Origin of the sequence: Streptomyces incanus (assembly GCF_042656345.1) — a bacterium.
In the GTDB taxonomy this organism is placed as follows: Bacteria; Actinomycetota; Actinomycetes; order Streptomycetales; family Streptomycetaceae; genus Streptomyces; species Streptomyces incanus.
Genome location: NZ_JBHSPC010000042.1, coordinates 32,590 through 54,986, shown reverse-complemented (window position 1 = coordinate 54,986; position 22,397 = coordinate 32,590). Strand labels below are relative to the sequence as shown.

General features: G+C 69.6%; 20 protein-coding genes and 5 pseudogenes. 10 read left to right on the top strand and 15 right to left on the bottom strand.

What is annotated here, in order from left to right:
- Positions 1-423: 423 nt before the first annotated feature.
- Positions 424-1,425, bottom strand: a complete 1,002-nt coding sequence (locus tag ACFP2V_RS16550) for an asparaginase (RefSeq protein WP_381212164.1) — start codon at positions 1,423-1,425, stop codon at positions 424-426.
- Positions 1,426-1,664: 239 nt separating this feature from the next.
- Between ACFP2V_RS16550 and ACFP2V_RS16545 the strand changes: the two genes are divergently transcribed.
- On the top strand, positions 1,665-2,726 hold the full coding sequence (locus tag ACFP2V_RS16545) for a LacI family DNA-binding transcriptional regulator (protein WP_381212161.1): 1,062 nt from the start codon (positions 1,665-1,667) through the stop codon (positions 2,724-2,726).
- A 103-nt stretch (positions 2,727-2,829) separates the two neighbouring features.
- Here the strand turns inward: ACFP2V_RS16545 and ACFP2V_RS16540 are convergent.
- The 8 genes and pseudogenes from ACFP2V_RS16540 to ACFP2V_RS16505 all read right to left on the bottom strand — a co-directional run.
- Positions 2,830-3,688: pseudogene (locus tag ACFP2V_RS16540) on the bottom strand (integrase core domain-containing protein); the annotation flags it as partial.
- 79 nt (positions 3,689-3,767) lie between these two features.
- Entirely contained in the window at positions 3,768-3,953 is a 186-nt protein-coding gene (locus tag ACFP2V_RS16535) for a hypothetical protein (protein ID WP_381212158.1), read from the bottom strand.
- A gap of 482 nt (positions 3,954-4,435) precedes the next feature.
- Entirely contained in the window at positions 4,436-5,116 is a 681-nt protein-coding gene (locus ACFP2V_RS16530) for a hypothetical protein (RefSeq protein WP_381212155.1), read from the bottom strand.
- Between the two features lie 408 nt (positions 5,117-5,524).
- A pseudogene (locus ACFP2V_RS16525) lies at positions 5,525-6,541 on the bottom strand (IS3 family transposase); the annotation flags it as partial.
- Positions 6,520-6,708: a transposase gene (locus ACFP2V_RS16520; RefSeq protein ID WP_381212204.1), complete on the bottom strand. Its 189-nt coding sequence runs from the start codon at positions 6,706-6,708 to the stop codon at positions 6,520-6,522. The gene ACFP2V_RS16520 and the pseudogene ACFP2V_RS16525, both read right to left, overlap by 22 nt.
- 98 nt (positions 6,709-6,806) lie before the next feature.
- Complete coding sequence (locus tag ACFP2V_RS16515; protein ID WP_381212152.1) at positions 6,807-8,204, bottom strand: LCP family protein; 1,398 nt, start codon at positions 8,202-8,204, stop codon at positions 6,807-6,809.
- 127 nt (positions 8,205-8,331) lie between these two features.
- Positions 8,332-8,457, bottom strand: a complete 126-nt coding sequence (locus tag ACFP2V_RS16510; protein WP_381212149.1) for a hypothetical protein — start codon at positions 8,455-8,457, stop codon at positions 8,332-8,334.
- A gap of 2 nt (positions 8,458-8,459) precedes the next feature.
- Positions 8,460-8,942: a protein kinase domain-containing protein gene (locus ACFP2V_RS16505; protein ID WP_381212146.1), complete on the bottom strand. Its 483-nt coding sequence runs from the start codon at positions 8,940-8,942 to the stop codon at positions 8,460-8,462.
- Between the two features lie 1,229 nt (positions 8,943-10,171).
- Between ACFP2V_RS16505 and ACFP2V_RS16500 the strand changes: the two genes are divergently transcribed.
- The 3 genes from ACFP2V_RS16500 to ACFP2V_RS16490 all read left to right on the top strand — a co-directional run bounded on the left by ACFP2V_RS16500 (position 10,172) and on the right by ACFP2V_RS16490 (position 13,184).
- A complete protein-coding gene (locus tag ACFP2V_RS16500; RefSeq protein WP_381212143.1) occupies positions 10,172-10,345 on the top strand; it encodes a hypothetical protein in 174 nt (57 codons plus the stop codon).
- Positions 10,346-10,422: 77 nt separating this feature from the next.
- Positions 10,423-12,270: an ABC transporter ATP-binding protein gene (locus ACFP2V_RS16495; RefSeq protein WP_381212140.1), complete on the top strand. Its 1,848-nt coding sequence runs from the start codon at positions 10,423-10,425 to the stop codon at positions 12,268-12,270.
- Entirely contained in the window at positions 12,267-13,184 is a 918-nt protein-coding gene (locus tag ACFP2V_RS16490) for a serine/threonine-protein kinase (protein ID WP_381212137.1), read from the top strand. The genes ACFP2V_RS16495 and ACFP2V_RS16490 overlap by 4 nt, the downstream gene beginning before the upstream one ends.
- Positions 13,185-13,205: 21 nt before the next feature.
- Here the strand turns inward: ACFP2V_RS16490 and ACFP2V_RS16485 are convergent, their stop codons facing one another.
- The 3 genes from ACFP2V_RS16485 to ACFP2V_RS16475 form a co-directional block, all read right to left on the bottom strand.
- Positions 13,206-13,979, bottom strand: a complete 774-nt coding sequence (locus tag ACFP2V_RS16485; RefSeq protein ID WP_381212135.1) for an anti-sigma factor — start codon at positions 13,977-13,979, stop codon at positions 13,206-13,208.
- On the bottom strand, positions 13,969-14,556 hold the full coding sequence (locus ACFP2V_RS16480) for an RNA polymerase sigma factor (protein WP_381212132.1): 588 nt from the start codon (positions 14,554-14,556) through the stop codon (positions 13,969-13,971). Before ACFP2V_RS16480 ends, ACFP2V_RS16485 begins: the two co-directional genes overlap by 11 nt.
- A gap of 190 nt (positions 14,557-14,746) precedes the next feature.
- Complete coding sequence (locus ACFP2V_RS16475; RefSeq protein WP_381212129.1) at positions 14,747-15,007, bottom strand: integrase core domain-containing protein; 261 nt, start codon at positions 15,005-15,007, stop codon at positions 14,747-14,749.
- A gap of 336 nt (positions 15,008-15,343) precedes the next feature.
- On the opposite strand from ACFP2V_RS16475, the gene ACFP2V_RS16470 reads away from it, so the two are divergent.
- Positions 15,344-15,817, top strand: a complete 474-nt coding sequence (locus ACFP2V_RS16470; RefSeq protein WP_381212126.1) for a GNAT family N-acetyltransferase — start codon at positions 15,344-15,346, stop codon at positions 15,815-15,817.
- Positions 15,818-15,907: 90 nt separating this feature from the next.
- Here the strand turns inward: ACFP2V_RS16470 and ACFP2V_RS16465 are convergent.
- Both ACFP2V_RS16465 and ACFP2V_RS16460 read right to left on the bottom strand, forming a co-directional pair.
- Positions 15,908-16,512 (bottom strand): annotated as a pseudogene (locus ACFP2V_RS16465) (IS5 family transposase); the annotation flags it as partial.
- 19 nt (positions 16,513-16,531) lie between these two features.
- Positions 16,532-16,792: a UBP-type zinc finger domain-containing protein gene (locus ACFP2V_RS16460; RefSeq protein ID WP_381212123.1), complete on the bottom strand. Its 261-nt coding sequence runs from the start codon at positions 16,790-16,792 to the stop codon at positions 16,532-16,534.
- A gap of 59 nt (positions 16,793-16,851) precedes the next feature.
- On the opposite strand from ACFP2V_RS16460, the gene ACFP2V_RS16455 reads away from it, so the two are divergent.
- A complete protein-coding gene (locus ACFP2V_RS16455; RefSeq protein WP_381212120.1) occupies positions 16,852-18,444 on the top strand; it encodes a Na+/H+ antiporter in 1,593 nt (530 codons plus the stop codon).
- 23 nt (positions 18,445-18,467) lie between these two features.
- Here ACFP2V_RS16455 and ACFP2V_RS16450 read toward each other — a convergent pair.
- A pseudogene (locus ACFP2V_RS16450) lies at positions 18,468-18,566 on the bottom strand (1-aminocyclopropane-1-carboxylate deaminase); the annotation flags it as partial.
- Positions 18,567-18,731: 165 nt separating this feature from the next.
- Here ACFP2V_RS16450 and ACFP2V_RS38645 point away from each other — a divergent pair.
- From ACFP2V_RS38645 to ACFP2V_RS16435, 4 genes and pseudogenes are all read left to right on the top strand, one after another.
- Positions 18,732-18,863, top strand: a pseudogene (locus tag ACFP2V_RS38645) (IS256 family transposase); the annotation flags it as partial.
- 1,022 nt (positions 18,864-19,885) lie between these two features.
- Positions 19,886-20,242, top strand: coding sequence for a hypothetical protein (locus ACFP2V_RS16445; RefSeq protein ID WP_381212118.1), 357 nt, complete (start codon positions 19,886-19,888; stop codon positions 20,240-20,242).
- 99 nt (positions 20,243-20,341) lie between these two features.
- Positions 20,342-20,836 (top strand): GNAT family N-acetyltransferase, encoded by a 495-nt coding sequence (locus ACFP2V_RS16440; protein WP_381212115.1) that lies wholly within the window; start codon positions 20,342-20,344, stop codon positions 20,834-20,836.
- A gap of 139 nt (positions 20,837-20,975) precedes the next feature.
- A complete protein-coding gene (locus ACFP2V_RS16435) occupies positions 20,976-22,214 on the top strand; it encodes an IS701 family transposase (RefSeq protein ID WP_381212201.1) in 1,239 nt (412 codons plus the stop codon).
- Positions 22,215-22,397 lie beyond the last annotated feature (183 nt).

Below are 22,397 nucleotides of genomic sequence, written 5' to 3'. Positions count from 1 at the left end.
TACGGGTGCGGGCGGGCAGTGCGGGTGCGGGCGGGCAGTGCGGGCAGTGCGGGCAGTGCGGGCGGTACGGGTACGGGCGGTGCCGGTGCGGGTGGTACGGGCGGTGCGGGCGGTGCGGGCGGTACGGGTACGGGCGGTACGGGTGCGGGCGGTACGGGTACGGGCGGTACGGGTGCGGGCGGGTACGGGCGGTACGGGTGCGGGCGGTACGGGTGGTACGGGCGGTACGGGCGGTACGGGCGGTACGGGTGCGGGCGGTGCGGGCGGTGCGGGTGGTACGGGCGGTGCGGGTGCGGGCGGGTGCGGGTGGTACGGGTGCGGGCGGTGCGGGTGGTACGGGTGCGGGTGGTACGGGTGCGGGCGGGTGGTGCGGGCGCGGGTGCGGGCGGGTGGTGCGGGTGCGGGGCGGGCGGCCGGTGGTGATCAGGCTCCGAGGCCGGGGAGCGGGTCCTCTCCGGCGAGCCAGGCGCGGACGAGTTCCTCCGGCGACCGGCCGGGGACGGCGCTCGCGACGGCCAGCAGCAGCCGGGCCTGCCAGGGGCTGAGGTCACCGGCGAACACGGCGCCGGCCCGTTGCAGTTCGGCGCCGCCGCCCGCGTAGAGGGGGGCGACCGGACCGGAGTGCACCCGTGAGCAGATGAGCACCGGGTGGCCCGCGGCCACCGCCTCGGCCACCGCCTCGACCAGTTCCGGCCCCGCGTTGCCCGCGCCGAGCGCCTCCACCACGACGCCCGCGGCGCCGGCCGCCAGGCTGGAGCGGATGAACAGCCCGTCCGCGCCGGGGTAGACCGGCACCACGTCCACCCGGGGCAGGCGGGGGAGGTCGAGATCGAGGGGCAGGCGGGGACTGGGCCTCGGCCGCCACAGCGGGGTCACGAGCCGGTCCATCACGCGGAGCGCCGGTCCGCGCCCGGGCGCGGTGAAGGCATGCGCCGACATGGTGTCGCTCTTGCGGACCCCGCGGGCGGGGAACGCGAGGCCGTCGAAGACGAGCAGGGGGCCGTGCCCGCGGGCCGCGTCGGCGGCGGCCACGGCCAGGGCGTCGCCCAGGTTGGCCGGGCCGTCGGCGGCGCGGTCGTCGAACGGGCGCTGCGCACCGGTCAGCACGATCGGCCGCGGGTCGTCGAACGCCAGATCGAACAGGAAGGCGGTCTCCTCCATCGTGTCGGTGCCGTGCGTCATCACCACCGCGTCGGCCCCGTCCCGCAGGGCGTCGCGCACCTCACGGGCCAGCGCCAGCAGGTCCGCGGTGTCGAAGGCGTAGCTGCCCCGGGTGACGACGTCCCGCGCGCTCACCTCGGCGTCCGCCGGCGGCGGGCCGGCCGACGCGAGCAGTTCCTCGGCGAGCACGGTCGCCCGGCGGCCCTCCGCGCCGGCCCGGCTCGCGATGGTGCCGCCGGTGGCCACGACCTGGATTCGGCGCATGAACCCTCTCTCCGCCTCGTCGCAAACGATTGCGGTGAGGCTACGCAAACGATTGCGCTTTGGTCAATGGCGGGGGGACACTCGCCTGGCCGGAGCGTGGGGAATATGCGAGGCTCGGCACCGCAACGACGGTAAACAGCAGTCGAATTCGAGCCAATTCGAGTGAATCCGAGCGGAACCGGTCCGGGCCCGGCAGGACCCGAAGAGCCGAGCAGGTCCGAGAATGAGGGGTAGCGGGAGTGGATCGCCAGGGAGCACGGGCGGGAACCGGTGCACAGACCGGTCGCCTCCCGGTCACACTCGCCCAGATAGCCCGGCAGGCGGGCGTCCACGTCTCCACGGTGTCCCGGGCGCTGAGCCCGGACGACGCCGTGCGCGGCGCGGTGGCCGCCGAGACCGCCACCCTCATCCGGGGGCTGGCCGAGGAACTCGGCTACCAGCGGGACCCGGCCGGAGCGGCGCTGCGCACCGGCCGCTCCCGGATGCTCGGCGTGCTCGTCCCGCGGCTGACCGACATCGTGCTGGCCACCGTCTACGAGGGGATCGACGCCGCCGCGTCGGCCGCCGGCTACCACACCGTGGTCGCCAACACCGGCGACGACCCCGAGATGCAGCGGCGCCGGGCGGACGCCCTGCTCGCCCGGCGCGTCGACGGCCTGGTGCTCGGCGACGCCCGCTCCGACTGCGACCTCGTGGCCGAACTGGCCCGCCGGCACATCCCCCTGGTGCTGGTCTCACGCAGACTGCCCGGCCGGGTGTCGGTGACCACCGACGACGTCCTCGGCGGACGGCTGGCCGCGGAACACCTGCTGGGCCTCGGCCACCGGCACGTCGCGGTGGTGGCCGGGGAGCCCTACGCCAGCACCGGCGTGGAACGCACCCGGGGCTTCCGGGACGCCTTCGCCGAGGCGGGCCTGCCCGTACCGAAGAGCCATGTCACCGGCTCCACCTTCGACGTGCCCGGCGGCCGGGCGGCGGCCGACCGCCTGCTGGGCCTGCACCCGCGCCCCACGGCCGTCTTCGCGGTCAACGACTTCGCGGCGATCGGCGTGATGGCGGCCGTCCGGGACGCCGGCCTCACCGTCGGCCGGGACGTGGCGGTCGTCGGCTACAACGACGTCCCGCTCGCGGCCGCCCTCCCGGTGCCCCTGACCTCCGTGCGCTCCCCGATGTACCGGATGGGCGAGGCGGCCGCCACCACCCTGGTGACCATGCTGGCCGGCGGGCCGGTCCGCTCCCGCCGCCTGCGCCCCACCCTGCGGGCCCGCGCCTCGACCCTCGACCACCCCCAAACCCCCTGAACCCCGCCCCCCGGACCCGGCCCCGCCCCCCGGCAGGACCCCCCGGACCCCGCCGGCCGGAGCCGCCGGCCGGCCCCGCCCGGCCACGAAGCAACCCAAAAGACGGATACAGCGGGCGGGCATTCGCGATGCCCTGGTGGGGCCAATGTCCGTTGTAGAAGTGTGCGAAATTGCGTAGGACGTGGAGCAGGTGACGCTGGTTCCAGACCAAGGTGCGGTCCAGGAGCTCGCGTCGGCAGGTCTGTATCCACCGTTCCATGAGCGCATTCATCCGCGGCATCCGGACGCCGGTGACCACGACCTCGATCCCCGCATCCTTGAGGATGGCGTCGAACAGGGCGGGGAACTTCCTGTCCCGGTCGCGGAGCAGGAACCGCACCCGCAGGCCTGCGCCACCCAGACGGCGCTCGGGTGAGCGGTCGCGCCCAGGACCCGGATGCGCCGGTTGGCGTGCTCGATGACGGTGAACACGTACAGCCGCGTCCCGGACACGGGGACTGTTTCGAAGAAATTGCAGGTCAGCAGGGCGTCGGCCTGGGAGTGCAGGAAGTCGGCCCATGTCGTGGAGGCGCGCTCGGGTGCCGGATCGATCCCGGCCTCCTTCAAGATCTCCCCTACCGTGGAGGCGGCCACCTTCACACCCGGGGCGAGCAGTTCGCCGTGGAGGCGGCGGCGTGACGGCGTGCGAGAAGGTTGCGGTGCCGGCGCGGCACGGTGTCGGGGCGAACCAGTAATCGCACCTTTCGCAGCACGTCGCGCGGGAGCCGGTGCAGCAGCGCGGCCAGGAACGTCCGATCGCTTGGGGTGAACCGCACCTTGTCCTTTCCGAGTTGTCGCTCCAGGAGCGTGATCTGGTGGCGTAGGGCCAGGATCTCGACGCCCTTGTCCCGATCGCTCAGCGGGAGCAGGCACAGCATGGCGAACGCGTTGGTCACGCCCGGATAGGCCAGTCGCAGCAGCACAGCCAGCCATCATGCCGCGATGCTCGACAGCCGTGCGAGAGCGCCGCTTGAACGACCGCGCTCGACATCTCGTGCCATCTCACGCACCGCCCCTACCAGAGCGGATGAAGTTTCCGGCAAGGGCAAGGTCGGTCTGGGCGCCGGGGCAGGTGTCCTTGATGACTCGGCGGGTGGTCGCGCTGCTGGGCGGGGTACGTACGGCCAGGGCCGTCGCGGTGCGGGCGCCGAGTCGGGCCAGGACGTCCTCGGGGCCTTTGTCGCCCATCCACCGATCTCCGTGAACGTCTTCGTTCCGGTGGCGACAGCGGAGCACGCGATCAGTAGTACTGCCGCGAACGGGTGATGCTTCCCGCGTCGGCGCCGCGGACCGGTCGCGCGGTGCTGACGAGTGGGCGACTTGACCGGGCAGATGGTGGAAGACTGACGGCACATCGAAGCTCTGTTGCGCGAAGGGGGCTTGGGAGGGTCACCTCCACAACGGAGCTTCGTTGCGTATGGTCGCGTACCCACCCGACATCGCCACACCGCCGTGACCTGCACACCTACATGATCGTTCCGACTTTGAAATCGCCCTGAGTGCGCCGGTGTGGTGGGGCTGGGCTGGCAGGGCGTCGTTGTCCGGATTTATGATGGGGCGCCCGGGTGGATATGTGGAAGCGAGTGTTCGGGGTGGGGTGCTGCAGAGGGGGACCCCGGCCCGATTCCAGCGGGCCGGGGTCTTTATGTTGTGCCGGGGTGGCGGTTCGGTCAGCGTCCGCCGTGTCCGCCGCGTCCGCCGAAGTCGTCGAAGTCGCCGAAGCGGTGGTGGATGACTCGGAAGCTGCCCACCACTCCGTTTTCGACGAAGACGCCGCCCTTGACGGGGCAGGGGAACACGCCGTTGCTGGAGCTGTGCGGTCCGACGGTGGCGATGGGGGCGCCGTTGTCGCAGGTGGCTCCGCGGAAGACCTCGACGGTCCTCCGGCTGTCGTTGCGGACGTTCAGGCTGCGGGAGCCCAGGCCGCTCACGACGGTGATGCAGTCGCCCGGGGCGGCCGAGTAGGAACGCTCGTTGATGTGGATCCGGCCTTCGAACTCTCGGTCTTCGAAGCCCCGGCCTTCGAAGCCCCGGTCTTCGTGGCCCCGACCTTCGAAGCCCCTTCCTTCGTCACCCTTGCCTTCGTGGCCCCGACCTTCGAAGCCCCTTCCTTCGTCACCCTTGCCTTCGAAGCCCCTTCCTTCGTCACCCTTGCCTTCGTCACCCTTGCCTTCGTTGCCCTTGCCGGAGTCGCCGCCCATGGGGGCCGAGGCGGGGGCGGCTGCCTGCTGGACCACGGGGGCGGCCTGGGCCGGCTCGTAGGCGGACGCCGAGGCGTAGGTGATACCGGTGGCGGCCAGCGCCGCGGCGGCCGCGACGGCCGCGGTAACGACATTGGGACGAGTCTTCATCACGCGCTTCTCCTGTCTCGGGGGATCGGCTGGCCAGCCGACTCGTGATGAACGTACTGACCAATTCTCATATCTGTCATATCGAGACATAAGGGAAGCCGGTATATTGACTCCAATCGGGTTACAGGAGACGCCAGTCTGCCGCGCCATGGCGTGCTGATGGATAATCAGGTGACTTTTCCTGTAATGGACTTGATGCCCCGATACGCTGTCCGGGGGACTTGTCGGCACCTGCTCACCCGCGGCAGCAGCGTGTCGTTCGTTGACACATCAGGTGAAACCGGTATGGCCGTTGTGCTGCCGGGTGGCGGGTGGGGTGGTCGAGCGCGCGGGCGGGCCGGTGACGTGCTGCCGTCCGCAGGATGAAGCTCCCCCTGAAGCTTCCCCGTGATCTTGGACACTCGATGCTTACGCCACGAGGGCGTGTCCTCGTTCGAGGCGCTGTCGGGTCTCCAGCGGGGTGAGGTAGCCCCAGCGTGGATGGCGGCGTAGGCGCTGTCGATTGTAGAAGGTCTCGACGAAAGCGAAGATGTCCGCGCGGGCGCCGGCCCGGTCGGGCCGGCGGCGGGTTCCGATCTCCTCCTTCAGCAGTGTGAAGAACGACTCGGCGGCGGCGCTGCCGAAGCATGAGCCGGTGCGGCCCATGCCCTGCCGCAGTCCCAACCGGCCTATTTCACGTCGGAGTTCGTCGGAGGTGTATGCACTGCCGCGGTCCGAGTGCGCAATTCCTCCGGGCTTCGGCTGCCCGCGTCCGGCGGCCGTCTTCAGCGCGTCCACGACCAGGCCGGCGCGGTGGTGGTCGGCCATCGAGCAGCCGACGATCTCGTGGGTTGCCAGATCCAGCCAGGTCGCCGCATACAGCCGGCCCTCGCCGGTGGCGATGTAGGTGATGTCACCGACCAGCTTCATCCCCGGCACGGTCGCGGTGAAGTCGCGGCGGATCGGGTCCGGGGCGGGCACCGCCCTTTTGACCGGGCGGGTCAGGCCCTTGCGCCTGCGCCGTGTGACACCGCTGATGCCGCGTTCACGCATGACGCGCTCGATCCGTTTGCGGTTCACGCGGTGTCCGAGCCGGCGCAGCCCGGCGTGGATGCGCGGCACCCCATAGGTGGCTTTGGAGGCGACGTGCAGCACGGTGATCTCGTGGGCCAGGGCGTCGTCGGCGGCCTTCCTCGCCGAGTGCGTCTTCTCGCCGGCCGGCCACGCGCAGAAGGAGGAGCGGGCCGGCTTCAGCAGCCAGCACAACAGAGCGACGTTATGGGTGGTCTTCTCCGCCTCGATGAACGCGTACACCTCGTCCATCGAGGCGGAGTAGAGCGCCGCTTTTCGCAGCACCTCGATCGTCTCGGCCTGCTCGGCGGCCGGCCTCCGCAGCCGGCGCAGCTCTTCGCGCTCGGCCGTCGTCAGCTCTCCCGGCGCCCCTGCCCGCGGTCGATCGTGTCCTGCTTGACCCGGTTCCGCAGTCCCTCGGCGCTGCCACCGATCTCCCGGGCCACCTCGGTGACGGTCTTCCCTGAGGAGCGAACGAGCGCGACCGCGTCCCGTTCGAACTCCTCCGTGTACCGCCTGCTGCGGTTGCTCTTGCGCCCCACCTGGCACTACTTCCTCTGGGACCTCACGTCCCAGTCTCCAGGTGTCCACGATCAAGGGGAAGGTTCACTTTGTCGGTTCTCCCAGGTACGGGGCGGGGTCAGCCACTCAAGGCGGGCAGGTCGGGGCCGATGGTCAAGGTGACCGTTCCGGCAACCGCCTGCTCGGAGAGGGCGGGGGTGACGCCGGGCAGGTGACCGGCGAGGGTTTGGGCCTGCTCCGACTGGCCCTGGGGGTAGATAAGGGTTGTTTTGCCGACCTTGTCGGGGGCATTGCCGGTGGCGGTGATCTGGAATCCGAGGTCGCGCAGTCGGTCGGCGGCCTTCAGGGCCGCGCCCTGGGCGGCGGTGCCGTTGAGGACGGTGACGTGCACGGTGCCGGCCGGTGCGGGCATCTGGGCGGTGGCCTTCTTCAGGTCGGTCTTGGTCATCTCCTGGTCGCGGTTGATCGCGGTGAACAGCTGGCGGGCGGCGGGCTGTTGCCAGGTGACGTTGGCCTTGTCGGTGGGGACGTCGCGTTCGCGAGGGTAGTTGGGGACGGTGAGGAAGGAGATGCGGTCGGTGGCTATGCCCGTCAAGCCGGATGCCAGGCTGGTCAGGGGTTTGATGCCGGCGAGGTCGGGGTCGGTGGTCAGCGACTTGGTGGCCGAGTCCAAAAAGCCGTACAGGGCAGAGGGGCTGTGCAGCTTGGATTTGGCGCGGGCGGCGAGGGACTGCATGAACTCCTGCTGGCGGCCGATGCGGCCAACGTCGGAGCCGTCGCCGATGCTGTAGCGGGCGCGGACGTAGCCGAGGGCCTTGTCGTCCTTGACGATCTGGCAGCCGGCCTCGAGGTCGAGGTGGGCCTTGGTGTCATGTATGGGCTGCTTCGGGCAGACCTCGACGCCTCCGAGGGCGTCGACCATGCCGCCGAAGCCGCGGAAGTCGACGATAAGAAAGTGGTCGATGCGGACCTGGGTGTTGGCCTCGACCGTTTTGATGGCACAGGCGGCAGCCTTGGCGGTGTCGCCGGTCGTGCCGCCTATCGCGAACGCCTCATTGATCTTGAAGTGATGAGGTGAGGACGTGGAGCCGTCGCCGCGGTCGCAAGCGGGAACCTGCACCCAGGAGTCGCGGGGAAAGGAGACGACGGTGGCCCATTTCCCGTTGCCGCCGGTATGCAACAGCATCAGCGCGTCGGACTGCATCGTCGTGAGGTTCCTGCCGTAGGCGTCTCCCAGTCCCTTGCGGCTGTCGGAGCCGATGACCAGGATGTTCTCTCCCCCGGCCGCGGCCTGGGGCCGGTCGTCCCCCAGGGCGTCACCGACGTCGGCGCCCTTGATGTTGCCGCTGAGGTGGGAATACAGCCACCCGCCGGTAGCGGCGGCGCCAAGGATGAGGCAGGAAGTGCCCAGCACCACCCACCGTCCGATCCGCCGCTTCGGGCGCCGGCCCCGGCGCCGCTCTGTAGATCCCCCGGTGTCCTCGGTCCGTACAGCCCTGCGTGCATGTCCAGCCATGACAGATCGCATCCTTTGCTCCGCGCTGTTCGCGCCCTCGGCGAATAGGCCCCACAACGCCGCCGAGAAGCGGCGACAACAGAGCACTGCCGCGGGGCCCGGGCGGCAGCACACGCGCAGGGCCCGGTCAGCTGAGGATCGGGATCAGGCCGAGAGCGAAGAGCGTGTAGAAACCGGTCGCCACCGCGAGGCGAGCCGGAGTGAGCCGGTGGGCCCGCATGGTCAGCAGCAGATACACGATGGCCGCCATCATGATCACACCCGACCACAGCAGGGCACCGAGTTCTGCGACTTCACGTCCCGGTGGACCACGCCGGCCCCCTGGGCGGCAGCCAGCGCCTGAGCGGTGCCCGCCGCGAAGACGTACAGCAGACCACCGGTGAGCGGGCCATGGACGGTCAGGTGGTCGTTGAGGGTAAGCCCGGGGGCATACTCGGTGGCCGACCACGGCGTGTCGACCTCGGTGTCGGCCGCGAGGAGCGGAATGAGGCACGGCCCCTGGACGCGGGCGGACAGCTGCACCTCACGGCGGAACCGGGCGCGGAACTCCGGATCCTGGGCCTGCGGGGCGTGGATCACCTTCACGGCGACGCACGTCCCGGCGGGGTCGAGACCCGCGTGGACGGTGCCCATGCCTCCGGCACCGAGACGGTCGGTGATCCGGTAGGGGCCTATACGGGCGGGATCACCGGGACGAGCCGGCTGAACCCGGCCGCTGGAATCGACAACGACGCTCAACGTGTTTCCATTCAGGAAGTCTTCGCGCGGGAACGACCGCACCTCCGAGTGAACTCGGGACGGACGGGTCGTTGCCGGGTGGCATTCCTCAGCCACCATGAGGAGGACTGCCACAAGGGCCCCTTGGTTGTGTTGTGATCATGAAATCGGCCTTGCGGCAGGGTCGAGTCGGTACAACCCGTCAGCGGCCGACCTCCACCCAGACCGTCTTCCCGCCGGGCGGGTACGGATCGACACCCCACCGGTCGGCGCAGGCGGTGACGAGGAGCAGCCCACCACCCGACTTGCCGCCCGGGCGCGCGGCGAGGTCCCTGGCCTCGACGGGCAGCCGATCACCATGGGCATCGGTGATCGCGAAGCAAAAGGCAGGCCGCCTCAGCAGAAGTACAGGCCGACGAAGGTGCCGTCGTAGCCCAGATCCGTCATCACCGCTGAGACCGTCGGGTGGAAGTACCGGGGCGAGCGCACCGACGGCTACGTGCCGCACAACACCTTCGTCAACCACATGGGCGGCGATGCACCCCGAGGTACAGGGTGCGACCTCTCGGCTTCATGTCAGCGAACCACCTGGGGATACACCACCTCATGACAGTGAAATCCGGTGTCTGTGCCACCCCGGTGTCAGCGGCGGACCCTCACACGCCCCACTGCGGCCAGCAGGAAGACAGCCAGCAGTGGCCGACGGCTGCCGGCCACCGGCACAGACACGAAGAGGCACCCGCACCCTCGCGCTACCCCGCCGCGGTAACACGTACGGGACTGCGGACCTTCCGGCACGGCCGTCCAGAAAGTCCTCGCGGCCATCACACCCATTCGTGACGCCCTAAATCCCGGCCAACTGGTCACGGTCGCAGCGGCCGTCAAAGCGGTCCTCAGCACGATCACGCCTCCCACACTGAGTGCATTGCCGCAGGTCCGACTCGCCTTAATGATCGTAGAAGCGCGGGGCGAAGCTCCCCCGACCGAGGCGTGATCACGAGTCCACTGGACTGGCTGCTGTCGCAACTTCCGCAAGTCATGCACTGCCCAGACTGCGGATACACCTTCCATCGGCGTCGCACCGGCACGCAGGCCTGCTCGCCCTGCCGGGCGCGCAGGGAGGGCCGCACGACGGCCTGGTGCCGCGGCTGCGGCCGATACGCAACTATTTTCAACTTATTGCCCAGAAACGCCATCCAAGTCCCGTCCTGAGACGTACCTCATGTGCAGCAAGTTTCAGGAGGAACGCAATGGGTATCTTCAGCAATCTGATTCCTGCCAATCGCCGGGACCGCAACGACGACACGTCGCGCCGCGACGACTTCTCGGGGCGCGACCACGAGCGCGACCACGGACGCGACCACGGCGACGACCGTGGCGACCGCCACGGCGACCGCCACGGCCACGACCACGGCCGCTGGTGACCACACCAGGGAGGCTGAGCGGGCCGGAGACCGGAAGGTCCTGGTCCGCTCCGTCCGTCCCATGAGGAACGCATGCCATGGTGCATGTCCTGCGGCGTCTGCTGTCGGTGGGTGAGGCTTCCGATGTGGTGGCGGCCGCGCCCCCGGTGTCTCCGCGCGAGGTGTTCCGGCGGTTCTGGCCCTATACCCGCGGCGGTCGGCGCTGGTTCGCTCCCATCGTCCTCTTCAGCCTGATCGGCCCTGCCCTCGACGCCACGGAAATCTGGCTCTTCAAGATCGTGGTGGACGATGTGCTCGTTCCCCGCGACGTCGGACCGCTCCTGTGGATCGCACCGACCTATCTGGGGCTCATCATCGGCTCCAACGTCCTGGGGTCCGCCGACGACGTGACGTCCACGTGGGTCAGCGAACGCTTCCTGCTGACGCTTCGCTCCGATGTGTTCCGGCACGTCCAGGGCCTGTCGCTCGGATTCTTCGAACGCCGGCGGCTCGGGGACGTGTTGTCGCGTGTGACGGGCGATGTCGACGCGGTCGAGACGTTCCTGCTCTCGGGAGTGGCGGACGCCCTCTACTACGTGATCCGCCTGGGTGTCTTCCTCGGTCTGCTGTTCTATCTGCAGTGGGATCTGACCCTCCTCGCCCTCGTCATCGTGCCGCTGTTCTGGGGCGCCGCCCGGCACTTCTCGCGGCTGATCAAAGAGGCGTCCCGGGAGCGCAGGCGCCGCAGCGGTTCGATCAGCGCGATCGCCGAGGAGTCGCTGGGCAACGTCGCCCTGGTGCAGGCGTACAACCGGCAGAGGTGGGAAGAGCGCCGGTTCGAGCGTGAAAACGTCGGCAGGTTCCGGGCCACGATGACCTCGACGCGGATCCGCGCCGTCTACGGATCCATCGTCGAGGTCATCGAGGTGTCCGGCGCCCTCGCGGTCATGAGCCTGGGCACCTGGAAGCTGGCCCAGGGACAGCTCACTCTGGGCGGACTGCTGGTCTTCCTGGCGCTGATCGGCAACCTCTACAGTCCGGTCCGCAGTCTGTCCCACCTCGGCACCACCTTCTACGCGGCGTCCGCCTCGGCCGAACGGATCATCGAATTGCTGGACCAGCGGCCGCAGGTCGTCGAGGCCGCCGGCGCCCGCCGGGTCGGCCGTGCGCGGGGTGACGTGGAGTTCGACGGCGTCTCCTTCCGCTATCCCGGTACGTCGTCCTGGGCACTGTCGGACGTGTCGTTCCACGTGGCAGCCGGAGAGACGTTGGCGCTGGTCGGGGCCAGCGGGGCCGGCAAGTCGACGGTCGCGAAGCTGCAGCTGCGCTTCTACGACCCCGACCGGGGCGCGGTCCGCCTCGACGGGACGGATCTGCGGAGCCTGCGCCTGTCCGACCTGCGGGAGAGCGTCGCGGTGGTCCTGCAGGAGACGCTCGTCTTCCACGGCACCGTGCGGGACAACATTGCCTACGGCCGGCCGGAGGCGACGGAGGCGGACATCGTCGCGGCGGCGCGCGCCGCGGACGCGCACGAGTTCATCGAGCTGCTCCCGGAGGGCTACGACACGATGGTCGGCCAGCGCGGCCGGACGCTCTCCGGCGGGCAGCGCCAGCGCCTGGCGATCGCCCGTGCGATGATCAGGGACGCGCCCGTGCTTCTCCTCGACGAACCGACCACCGGTCTCGATGTGCGGTCCGGCCGGCGGATCATGGACCCGCTGCGCCGGCTCATGGCCGAGCGGACGACCGTCGTCATCTCCCACAACCTGCTGACCGTCCGAGACGCCACGCGCATCGTGGTTCTCGACCAGGGCAGGATTGTCGAGTGCGGCGCCCACGACGACCTGCTCGAGCTCGGCGGGACGTACGCCCGGCTGCACCGGCTGAACGCCCTGGCCGGTTCCGCCCCGGCCGGGTCCTCGGCCCCGGGGACGGTGCTGCCGTGAGTGTCCCGGCGGTGCGGTCCGCCCCGCCCCTGACACCCGGCACGAGACCGGTCCCGGGCTACGAGGTCCTGGCGCATCTGGCGCGCACCGGCTGGCTCGACGTCTACGACGTCTGGAGCGAGGAACGGGACTGCCGCTGTGTGATCAAGGCCGTGCGCCCCGACTGCCGGGACCAGGAGCAGCTGCGCGACCAGCTGCTGCGTGAGGGGCGGTGGCTGGGGGCCTTCACCCATCCGAACCTGGTCCGCGCGTACGAGACGTTCGAGTCGCCGGTGCCGCTCGTCGTGCTGGAGACGTTGACCGGCGAAACGCTGTCCCACCTCGTCCACCGGTTGCGGCGCCGGCCGTCCGCCGCCGACGTGGCGCTTCTCGGGGTGCAGCTGTGTTCCGCGATCCACTACCTCCACGGTCAGGGTCTGCTGCACCTGGACCTCAAGCCGTCGAACGTGGTGGTGGACTGCGGTCACGCGAAGGTGCTGGACCTGAGCATCGCGCGGCCGCCCGGGCCCGCGCCCGCGGGGGTGGGCACGTTCTGCTACCTCGCTCCCGAGCAGGCCCGCGGCGGGCCGCTGTCGGCAGCCGCGGACATGTGGGGCATCGGCATCACGTTGTACGAGGTCGCCGCCGGGGACATGCCGTTCGGCCGCGGGGATTCCCGCGAGGTTTCTCCCCGTGGGGAGAAAGGAGACGAGCCCTGCGACGGCAGCGTCACGGGCGGCCGGGACGACCGGTATCCACAGCTGGAAGGGGCCGCCCCGCCGATCGGCTCGCGGCGGCGTCTGCCCGGGGGGCTCGCGGCGGCCATCGACGGCTGCCTTCGGACCGATCCGTCGTCCCGGCCCTCGGTTGCCGAACTGGCCGCCGCACTCGACGCGACGCTGCCCGGCCCGAGGCGCCGCACCGCTCGCCCCTGAGGTCGTGGCGGGGCGCCGATTTCACGTGCTTCGGCCGGTCTCGAAGTGGCCGGTGGCGAGGACGGTGCCGTCGGAGGCGGTCAGGCGGGTGCCGGAGAGCGCCGCGGGGTCGACCGGGGCCGCCGCGCCCCAGTCACCATGTCCGTTGCTCAGGGTGAAGGTGCCCACGCGGATCGTGGTGCCGTCCGTGCGCTCCAGGAGGCAGACGACCTTGCCGCTGTACGAAGTGCCGACGGCGGCAAGGTCGACGGTCATATAGATCCAACCGGGTTTCCCCGGGTCTCCGGGGTGGGCGTAGACGTCGCCGGCCGACGGCCCGAGGCCCGAGGCCGAGGTCAGCTCTCCCTCCATCAAAGGCGTCTGGGCCTCCACGGCAGGGGAGCTCGATGCCGTGACACTCTCGATGGCGGTGCCGACCGCCCAGCCGGTAAACCCGAAGACGAACGCGAACGCGGCCACGGCGGACGCGACCCTCAGCCGGACACGGCGTGCGCGACTGCGGACCGCCTTGTGCGCGAGGCCGGACGCCTGCGCGTGGGACCCCCCCTCGTGCGCCGTCACGTCCTGGGTCAGTCTGCGCGCCACCCGGGTCTCGAACCCGAGCGGCGGCTCGCTGCCCGGCACCAGCCCGATCAGTCCGTCGCCCACCAGGGTCATGTGCTCGATGTACTCCCGACAGGCCGCGCACCGGTCCAGATGCGCGACCGCCACCGCCCGCTCACGGCCGGGCAGCACGCCCAGTGCCAGCTCGACGCCGATCTCCCTCAGCTTCTCGCAGGTCACGTCACTGGCCATGGTCCTCTCGATTCGGAGAGGCGAGTGCGTTCCGCAACTTTCCCATCGCTGTCCTGATCCGCGTCTTTGCGGTGCCCAGCGGGATCTTCTCCCAGTCGGCGATCTGCTGGGCCGTCATTCCGTAGATGCCCGCCATCACCATGGCACGACCCTGCTCCCGCGGCAGCTGCGCCACGGCGGCCCGCAGCTGGGACGAGGCCTCGTCGGCCAGGGCCCACTGCTCGGGGGTCTCGGTCACGACATCGAGGAGCGCGTCGAGGTCCTCGGGTGCCACCGGCTCCGTCCGCCGCGCACGGACGGCGTCGATGGCGAGATTGTGCGCGATGGTCGTCAGCCAGGTCGTCACCGACCCGCGGCGCGAGTCGTAGATCTGCGCATGACGCCACGCACGTTCGAACGTCTGCTGGGCGATGTCCTCGGCAAGCTGCGGATCTCCGGTGACGGCGATGGCGACACCGAAGACCGCGTGCTGGAACCTCCGTACGAAGGTGACCGCGAGCTCCGGATCACCGGTGGCCAGCCCGGACAGCAGAGCCTCGTCCGGGAGACGGCCAACGGGGAACCGGAAGCTCGGCACACCTCTATATACGGTCCGCCCCCGCCAAGGGATTGCTCGGCCGCTGCGGAAGATCACATTCCCATTCTGCACCGATTTCTCCGGGCACGGACTGCTCGCAGCGCGGTCAGTGACCGTTCTGCGCCACCCGCAGCAAGTGATCCGCCAAGGCCGGGCCTTGCCCTCGAAGAGTGAACACCTATTCGTATCGTTATGCGGCAAGTGTCAGGGGAGCTGACTGCAGTTCATAGGCGATCGGTGCCTGCTGTCCATTCGCCGAGTGCCGGTGGCGGGTGTTGTAGCGGGCGATCCAACGGAAGACCGCCAGGCGGCAGGCGCGAGCGCCGTCGAAGCGGCGGGCGCCGCTGATCGTCTCACGTTTGAGGGCCGCGTTGAACGACTCGGCAAGTGCGTTGTATCCGCGCTCGGGCCGACCGCGCCCACGGACTGTCCGACTCCCAACCGGGCACATACTTCGGCGTGGCTTCGTGCATCTTCAGGAACAGCAGATGTGGGTGGGTTCGGGAAGCAGTCGGCGATCTCTCGTTGCCTGGGTGTCGATGAGAAATGACGGCACTTACGGTGGTGGAACCCGGTTCACGTCCCTGACGTGGGCTCGGTTCCCTGGCGAGGGCCGCCGACGGCTGAGGAAATCGGCGTGACAGGCGGTGTCCACTGAGGAAGACTCGCATCGTGCGTGATCGTGTAGATACCTCCTCTGGCCTGTGCCTGCGGAATTGGAAGGCTGAGGACGCCTTGGCGGTGATGACCGCGTTCTCGGATCCGCTGATGCGACGCCTTGGCGGTGATGACCGCGTTCTCGGATCCGCTGATGCGAGGACAGTCCGTCGAGCCGGTTGATTCCGTCCAGGCTGCCGAGCGGTGGATAACGGCTCGTGGTGACCAGTGGGCTGCTGACTCGGCCTGTTCCTTCGCTGTCGTCGATGGCAGCGGTCTCGTTCTCGGCCAGGTGTGTGTCAGCTCGGTGGACAGGCGTCATGCCATCGGGTGGGTGTCCTACTGGACGACGGCAACGGCCCGTGGCCGGAGCACGGCTTCCCGGGCCTGCTGTGCTGTGGCCTGCTGGGCTTTCGACGATGCGGAACTGTTCCGGTTGGAGCTCGGGCACCGGGTGAACAATCCCGCCTCGTGCAAAGTAGCCCGTGCTGCCGGCTTCTCGGTTGAAGGGCAGCAACGGCAGAAGCTCGAGTACGACGGTGTCCGCTTCGACGTCGAACTCCATGCTCGTTTGGCAACGGATGTCAACCCCATGCCGTTGTAAGGTCTGAACCTCCCTGACCATGACGACTTGGTTCGGCGCTTTCAGCGGCGTCCGCGCGGGTGATTTTCCCTCGCGTACACGGACGCCGCCCTGGACGGTGTCGCGCTGCTTGTATGTCTCCGCATCTAAGCCCGACGGTCGGTCTCCTCCACGGCCTCGCCGAAGGCGGTGTCCGACCTGGTCGGCGGGTTGCGGGAGGACGGCGCGGATCCCGCGCCGGCGGAGATGTCTACGGATCGCGCGGGAGGAGTAGGCGCGGGTCCGCGAGGACGGCCTCCGGTCGAGTCCTGGGTCTACCGAGCCCGCGTCGTGGAACGCGGATCCTGGCTATGACAGCCCTCCAACGCCGTTGCGTCACCGGTTTGGCCTGCGGTGACGTAGAGGGCCAACGGACGTGCCCGGCTGTCACCGACCACATGCGCTTTCGTGCTCAGGCTGCCGCGAGAGCGTCCGAGTGCGTGATCGTTGGGTTCGGACCGGCGTGGAGCCCTTTTTCCAGCACCGGCCGCATGCCGGTGGGCCCGGCAGACCGTCCGGCCCACGTCGTCATCCGCGTCCGCCGCGGCCAGGACGGCGGCGAGGATCCGTTCCCAGGTGCCGTCCGCGACCCACCTGATCAGGCGTTTGTGCGCCGTCTGGAACGAACCCGGTTCGGCAGGCAGATCCCGCCAGGGTGAGCAGGTGCGGCACTTCCACCACTCGGGTCCCGTCCGTTCACACGAGTACCTGATCGACGAAGCACCAGCGCCAGTTCTCTCCGGGCTCATGGGTCCGTATCACGGGGTGGCCCGTTTCCCGGTGGTGCCCCGTCGCGTGCCGTCCCAGCGACGAGTCGCAGCAGCCGACGTGACCGCAGCTGAGACACAGGCGCAACTGCACCGGATCCGTGCCGTCCCGCAGACACTCCGGACACGTCTCGGTGAGTGGGACGGGTTCCGGGAGCGGCAGCGCGTCGGCGTGCGTGCACTGTTTCATGATGGCCAGATTACGACGGTTGCACGGATCACTGCGCGGAGATCGGGGGTGGGCACGACATGGACGTGATGCCGCTGCTGTTGCTGGTGGCGGGCAGTGCCGCGATCTCTGCCGCCGCCAGACGCACTCCGGTGCCGGCCCCGCTGCTGGTGGTCGCCGCCGGCCTCGCGGTCAGCTACGTCCCCGGCGTGCCCGTCTACACGCTCGACCCGCACATCGTCCTTCCGCTCCTCCTGCCCCCGCTGCTGCACACGGCTGCCACCGACAGCTCCTACCTCGGTCTGCGGGCGCAGCTGCGGCCGGTCGCGCTGCTGTCGGTGGGGTACGTACTGTTCGCGACCTTCGTCGTCGGCTGGGCCCTGTACCTGCTCGTGCCGGGCCTGTCGCTCACCGCGGCTCTGGTGTTCGGTGCCGTGGTGGCCCCGCCGGACGCGGTCGCGGCGACGGCGGTGGCGCGCCGGGTCGGGCTGCCGTCCCGGATCACCACGATCCTCCAGGGCGAGTCCCTGCTGAACGACGCCACCGCGATCACCGCGTTCCGGGTGGCCGTGGCAGCGGCCGTCGGCGAGGGCGCGACCTGGGCCGGGGGAATCGGCGAGTTCCTGCTCGCGGCGTTCGGCGGCCTCGCGTTCGGCCTGGTGCTGATGGTTCCGCTGCACTGGCTGCGCACCCATGTGAAGGAGGCGCTGCTGCAGAACACGCTCTCCCTGTTGATCCCGTTCGTCGCCTACGCCACCGCCGAGCAGGTGCACGCCTCCGGGGTCATCGCGGTCGTGGTCGTCGCGCTCTATCTGGGACACCGCGCGTGGGAGGTCGGTTTCGCCACCCGGCTCCAGGAGGAGGCGGTGTGGAGGATGGTCGCGTTCGTCCTGGAGGCCGCGGTGTTCGCGCTCATCGGACTGCAACTGCCGATCGTCCTCAGAGGGCTCGGGGAGTACGCGGGCGCCGAGGCCGCCTGGTACGCGCTGGCCGTCTTCGCGGTGGTCGTCGTCGCGCGGTTCGTATGGGTGTACCCGGCGACCTTTCTGCCACTGCTGCTGTCGGCGCGGATCCGGGAACGCGAGGGGAGTCCCGGCTGGAAGTCGCCGTTCGTCATCGCATGGGCCGGCATGCGCGGCGTGGTCTCGCTGGCCATCGCCTTCTCGATCCCGCTCACCACCGACGGCGCCGACTTCCCGCAGCGCAACCTGCTGCTCTTCCTGACCTTCACCACGGTCATCGGCACACTGGTGGTGCAGGGTCTGACGCTGCCCCCGCTGATCCATCTGCTGAAGATCCCTGGGCGCGACATCCAGACCGAGACCCTCGCGGAGGCAAACGCCCAGGCGCAGGCCTCGCGGGTCGCCGAGCAGCGGCTGGACGAGCTCCTGTCCGACGAGCGCAACGCTCTTCCGGCCCCGCTCGCCGACCGTCTGCGCACCGTCCTGGAGCGCCGCCGCAACGCCGTCTGGGAACGTCTGGGCCAGGCCAACCCGGTCACCGGGGAGTCCGTGGACGACACCTACCGGCGGCTGTCGCGGGAGATGATCAGCGCGGAGCGTGACGTGTTCGTCAGACTCCGCGACGCCCGCTACCTCGACGACGAGATGCTGCGCACCTTGCTGCGGCGGCTGGATCTGGAGGAGGCGGCGGCGTATCGGGAGACGGCATAGAACGGCTCGCCGTGCTCACGGGAAGGACGCCCGGTGACGACGGCGGCGACCGTGCTTCCACGCGGGAACGCGTTCTCTTCGGCCAGGGTCACAAGGGCGTACAGCATCCTGGCGACATAGACGACGGCGTCCCGCTGTGTGATGTAAGGGGTCTCCGCGGCCGCGTGCGCGGGTTCCGCTCCCTCGTCTGCACCGGCTGCCGGTGACTGCTCCCTGCTCAACTGGCAGGCCACCGTGCAACTGTCCTGGGTGAACGGGCAGTTCGAACCCATGGGGTGCACGGTGGCCTGCTCTGGCATGACCTGCTTCGCCTGCTTGAGTCACTACGTTCGGCGGACGGTCTTGAACTCGTCCGCGAGGTCGCCGAGCGGCTGCTGCAGGAACTGATCGAGGCCGAGGCCACCGCGAAGATCGGCGCCGAGGGCCGGCAACTGACATCGACGGCACGGTGTGGCGGCCGGAGATGGGCGAGCGGCAACTGGCCCGGCGGGCCAACGAGGGGGGCGGATCAGCCGCGTGCTGCGGGCTCTGCACGAGGCTCCACTGTCCGGTGAGGCGGCCCGGCTGCGGGACGGGGTGTTCACCACAGGGCTCACTCCTCCCCCACAGAGAGCACCCCTCCGATGCCCTCCCCCAACGGCAAGTCACCCGGCCGGGGACCAACGGCTCACAAGCACAAGCACAGACGCACGCAGCCGACGGCACCTCCCAGCTCACCATCCCGCTGCGGGTCACCCTCGGCTTCGATACACCCTTGTCCTCGCAGGCCGCCCTCTTCGCCCCGCTGCCCGCGCTCGTACCGACGCCGAAGACCCCACCGCAGCCGCCCCCGACCGGACGACCGGGCGTCGTGTCAGCGGTCGAGAGGGACGTCGACGCGGCCCTGATCAATCACCGGCTCACGCAGGAACGTCCCTACTACGACCGGACCGCGGACTTCGCCGCACGCGACGCGTACCACGCAAACGTCGGCACCGGCGACTTCGACCCTCCATGCTCACCGGAAGTCATGCCTGTAAACGCATCCACTGTCCGTCACGAACCTTTCACCACAATTGACTTGGGGCGATGGACCCATACCAGAAGCTTCGCGCCGACCGCGAGAACGACGGAGACCTGCCCCCGCCCCACACCCGCTACCAGGACATCCATGTCGCGATTCCGTTGACGCCCATCCGCTGCCGTCCCACCACCCACTCACACCCAAACGCGTTTCCGAAAATAAGACAGGCAAGCGGAGGTGAGGTACCAAGGAATGAAGGCCGCGTCATGAGCGAACCCCGCCCTCGCGCAGAGGGCACAGGAAACGCGAGGTGACCACCGGTACGCGGTCCCCTTCCCCCTTCGCGCAGCGTCGTCTGCAGCGAACACCCGCTTCCTCCCGTCGCCTTGGTAGTGCAGTCAAGCTTCCTCAAAGCCTCACTACCCGAAGGAGATCGTCATGCGTGCACAGAGGATTGCGGTATCGCTCGTGAGTCCGCTCGTCTTCGCGACCGCCTTTGCGATCCCGTCAGCCGCGGCCTCGCAAGCCCCCGCCGCCGTTCCCCAGACCGCGACCGCAGTGGCACCGGAGGCCGGCCAGGCTCTGACGCCCACCTCAATCGCCGACTACCGGCGCGGCATCCGCGACGGGCTCCGCGACGGCCGCAGGGACGGTCGCGACTGCGACTACCGTGACAGCTACGAAGATCAGACCCGTCAGGGCAACCGTGACTACCGACGCGGCTACCGCGACGGATACAGGTTCGGGTACGACATCGCGTTCCGCCAGGCGTTCGACCGGAACTGCCGCAGTTAGTACTCCAGCCGTAGATCGTTATGTGCCCTGGTCTTGGGGCTGTCTGCCACTGGCGGAAACTCAGGTGGCCTCAGCGCACGATCTGGGTAGAGTCGGGCGATGCCCGAGCTGAAGCGGCTGCATGCCGGCCACGCCCCGGCGGTCCTGGCCTTCGAGCTGGCGAACCGCACCTACTTCGCTGCCTCGATCTCCGACCGCGGCGACGACTTCTTCGACCAGTTCACCGACCGGTACAACGCCTTGCTGGACGAGCAGGAGGCCGGCAGCTGCGCCTTCTACGCGCTCGTCGCCGAGGACGGCTCGGTACTCGGCAGGTTCAACCTGTACGACTTGGAGGACGGCACTGCCAGACTCGGCTACCGGGTCGCGGAGCAGGTCGCCGGCCGCGGCGTGGCGACCACGACCGTCCGGGAGCTGTGCCGGACGGCGACAGCGATGCACGGACTGCGCACACTGCGGGCGACCACCTCCCACGACAACGCCGCGTCCCAGAAAGTCTTGACCAAGGCCGGATTCGTCCCGGTTGGCCCGGCCACCCCTGCCGATCTCGGCGGCAAGTCAGGCACCTGGTACCAGCGCGACCTCCAGCCATAGACCTTGATCTTGCTCGTGGGCCGGCTGCGGGAAGGCTGCGGCCACCGCTGATCATCGGTGTGTGAAGACTAACGATCTTGCGGTGGCCGCAGGTCACAGCGTAGACCCTGCCCGCTGGCAGGAGGCGTTCGAGGGCCTGATGAGCCGGATAGCCGGCCGGTTCGCCCGGGTTGAACCCCGGCGCCGCGTGAGGGATCTGGTGCTGGGGCTGCTGTCGGACCTGCCACGCAAAAACTGCTGGAGCATCGCCGAGTGGGCCGGAGAGGCCACCCCGGACGGCATGCAGCACCTGCTCGGCCGGGCCCGATGGGATGCCGACGCCGTGCGCGATGACGTGCGCGAGTACGTCCTGGAGCATCTGCACGACGAGGACGCGGTGCTGGTGGTCGACGAGACCGGGGACGTGAAGAAAGGCACGCACACCGTCGGTGCCCAGCGTCAGTACACCGGCACCGCCGGGAAGATCGAAAACGCGCAAGTCGCTGTCTACCTCGTCTACGCGGGACTGCGCGGGCACGCGGCGGTGGACCGGGAGCTGTACATCCCGCGCTCCTGGACGCGCGACCCAGATCGCTGCCGAGCCGCGGGCCTGGACGAGGACACCGTCTTCGCGACCAAGCCGGAGCTGGCCGCCCGCATGATCGGCCGATTTCTCGATGCCGGGCACCGCGCCGGCTGGGTCGCAGGCGACGAGGTCTACGGCGGCAACCCGAAGCTGCGAACCGCGCTGGAAGAGCGCCAGGTCGGCTACGTGCTCGCCGTCGCCTGCTCACATGAAGTCACCACCGGCGCGGGGAAGTTCCGCGCGGATGCCCTGGCCGCGAAGGTGCCCAAGCGGGCCTGGCAGAAGCTGTCGGCCGGGGCCGGCGCCAAGGGGCACCGCTTCTACGACTGGGCCGTCATCGACCTGGCCGAACCCCGCCCCGGCAGCCGCCGGCTGCTGATCCGCCGCAACCGCACCACCGGTGAACTGGCCTACTACCGCTGCTTCTCACCCGCCCCGGTGCCCCTGACCGCCCTGGTCCGCGTCGCTGGATCAAGGTGGCGGGTGGAGGAAACCTTCCAGTCCGGAAAGGGCCTGGCCGGACTCGACGAGCACCAAGTCCGCCGCTACACCTCCTGGTCCCGCTGGGTCACCCTGGCCATGCTCGCTCACGCCTTCCTCGCCGTCGTCCGCGCCGACGAACACGCCCGGCACCCCGCACCTGACGGGCTCATCCCGCTCACCTGCAACGAGATCCAGCGACTGTTCATCACCTTGGTCGTCCGGCCCGTGCGCGAGGTAGCCCACCGGCTCGCCTGGTCCGCCTGGCGACGCCGCCACCAGGCCCGAGCCCAAGCCAGCCATTACCGACGACAAGCCGCGAATCGGACATGAAGATCACGATCTACGGCTGGAGTATTAGGCCCGAACCACGGGCCGTGGCGGAGTCCTTCCGCCGTGGCCTGCCTCGCCGTTGATGCGCAGAGGGTAGTCGAGAAACGCCTCACCGTGCGTTTCCTGCGGACTTGCCGGTGGTCCGGGGCCGGAGGGGACCGGCAGTGCCGTGACGTTCTCCTT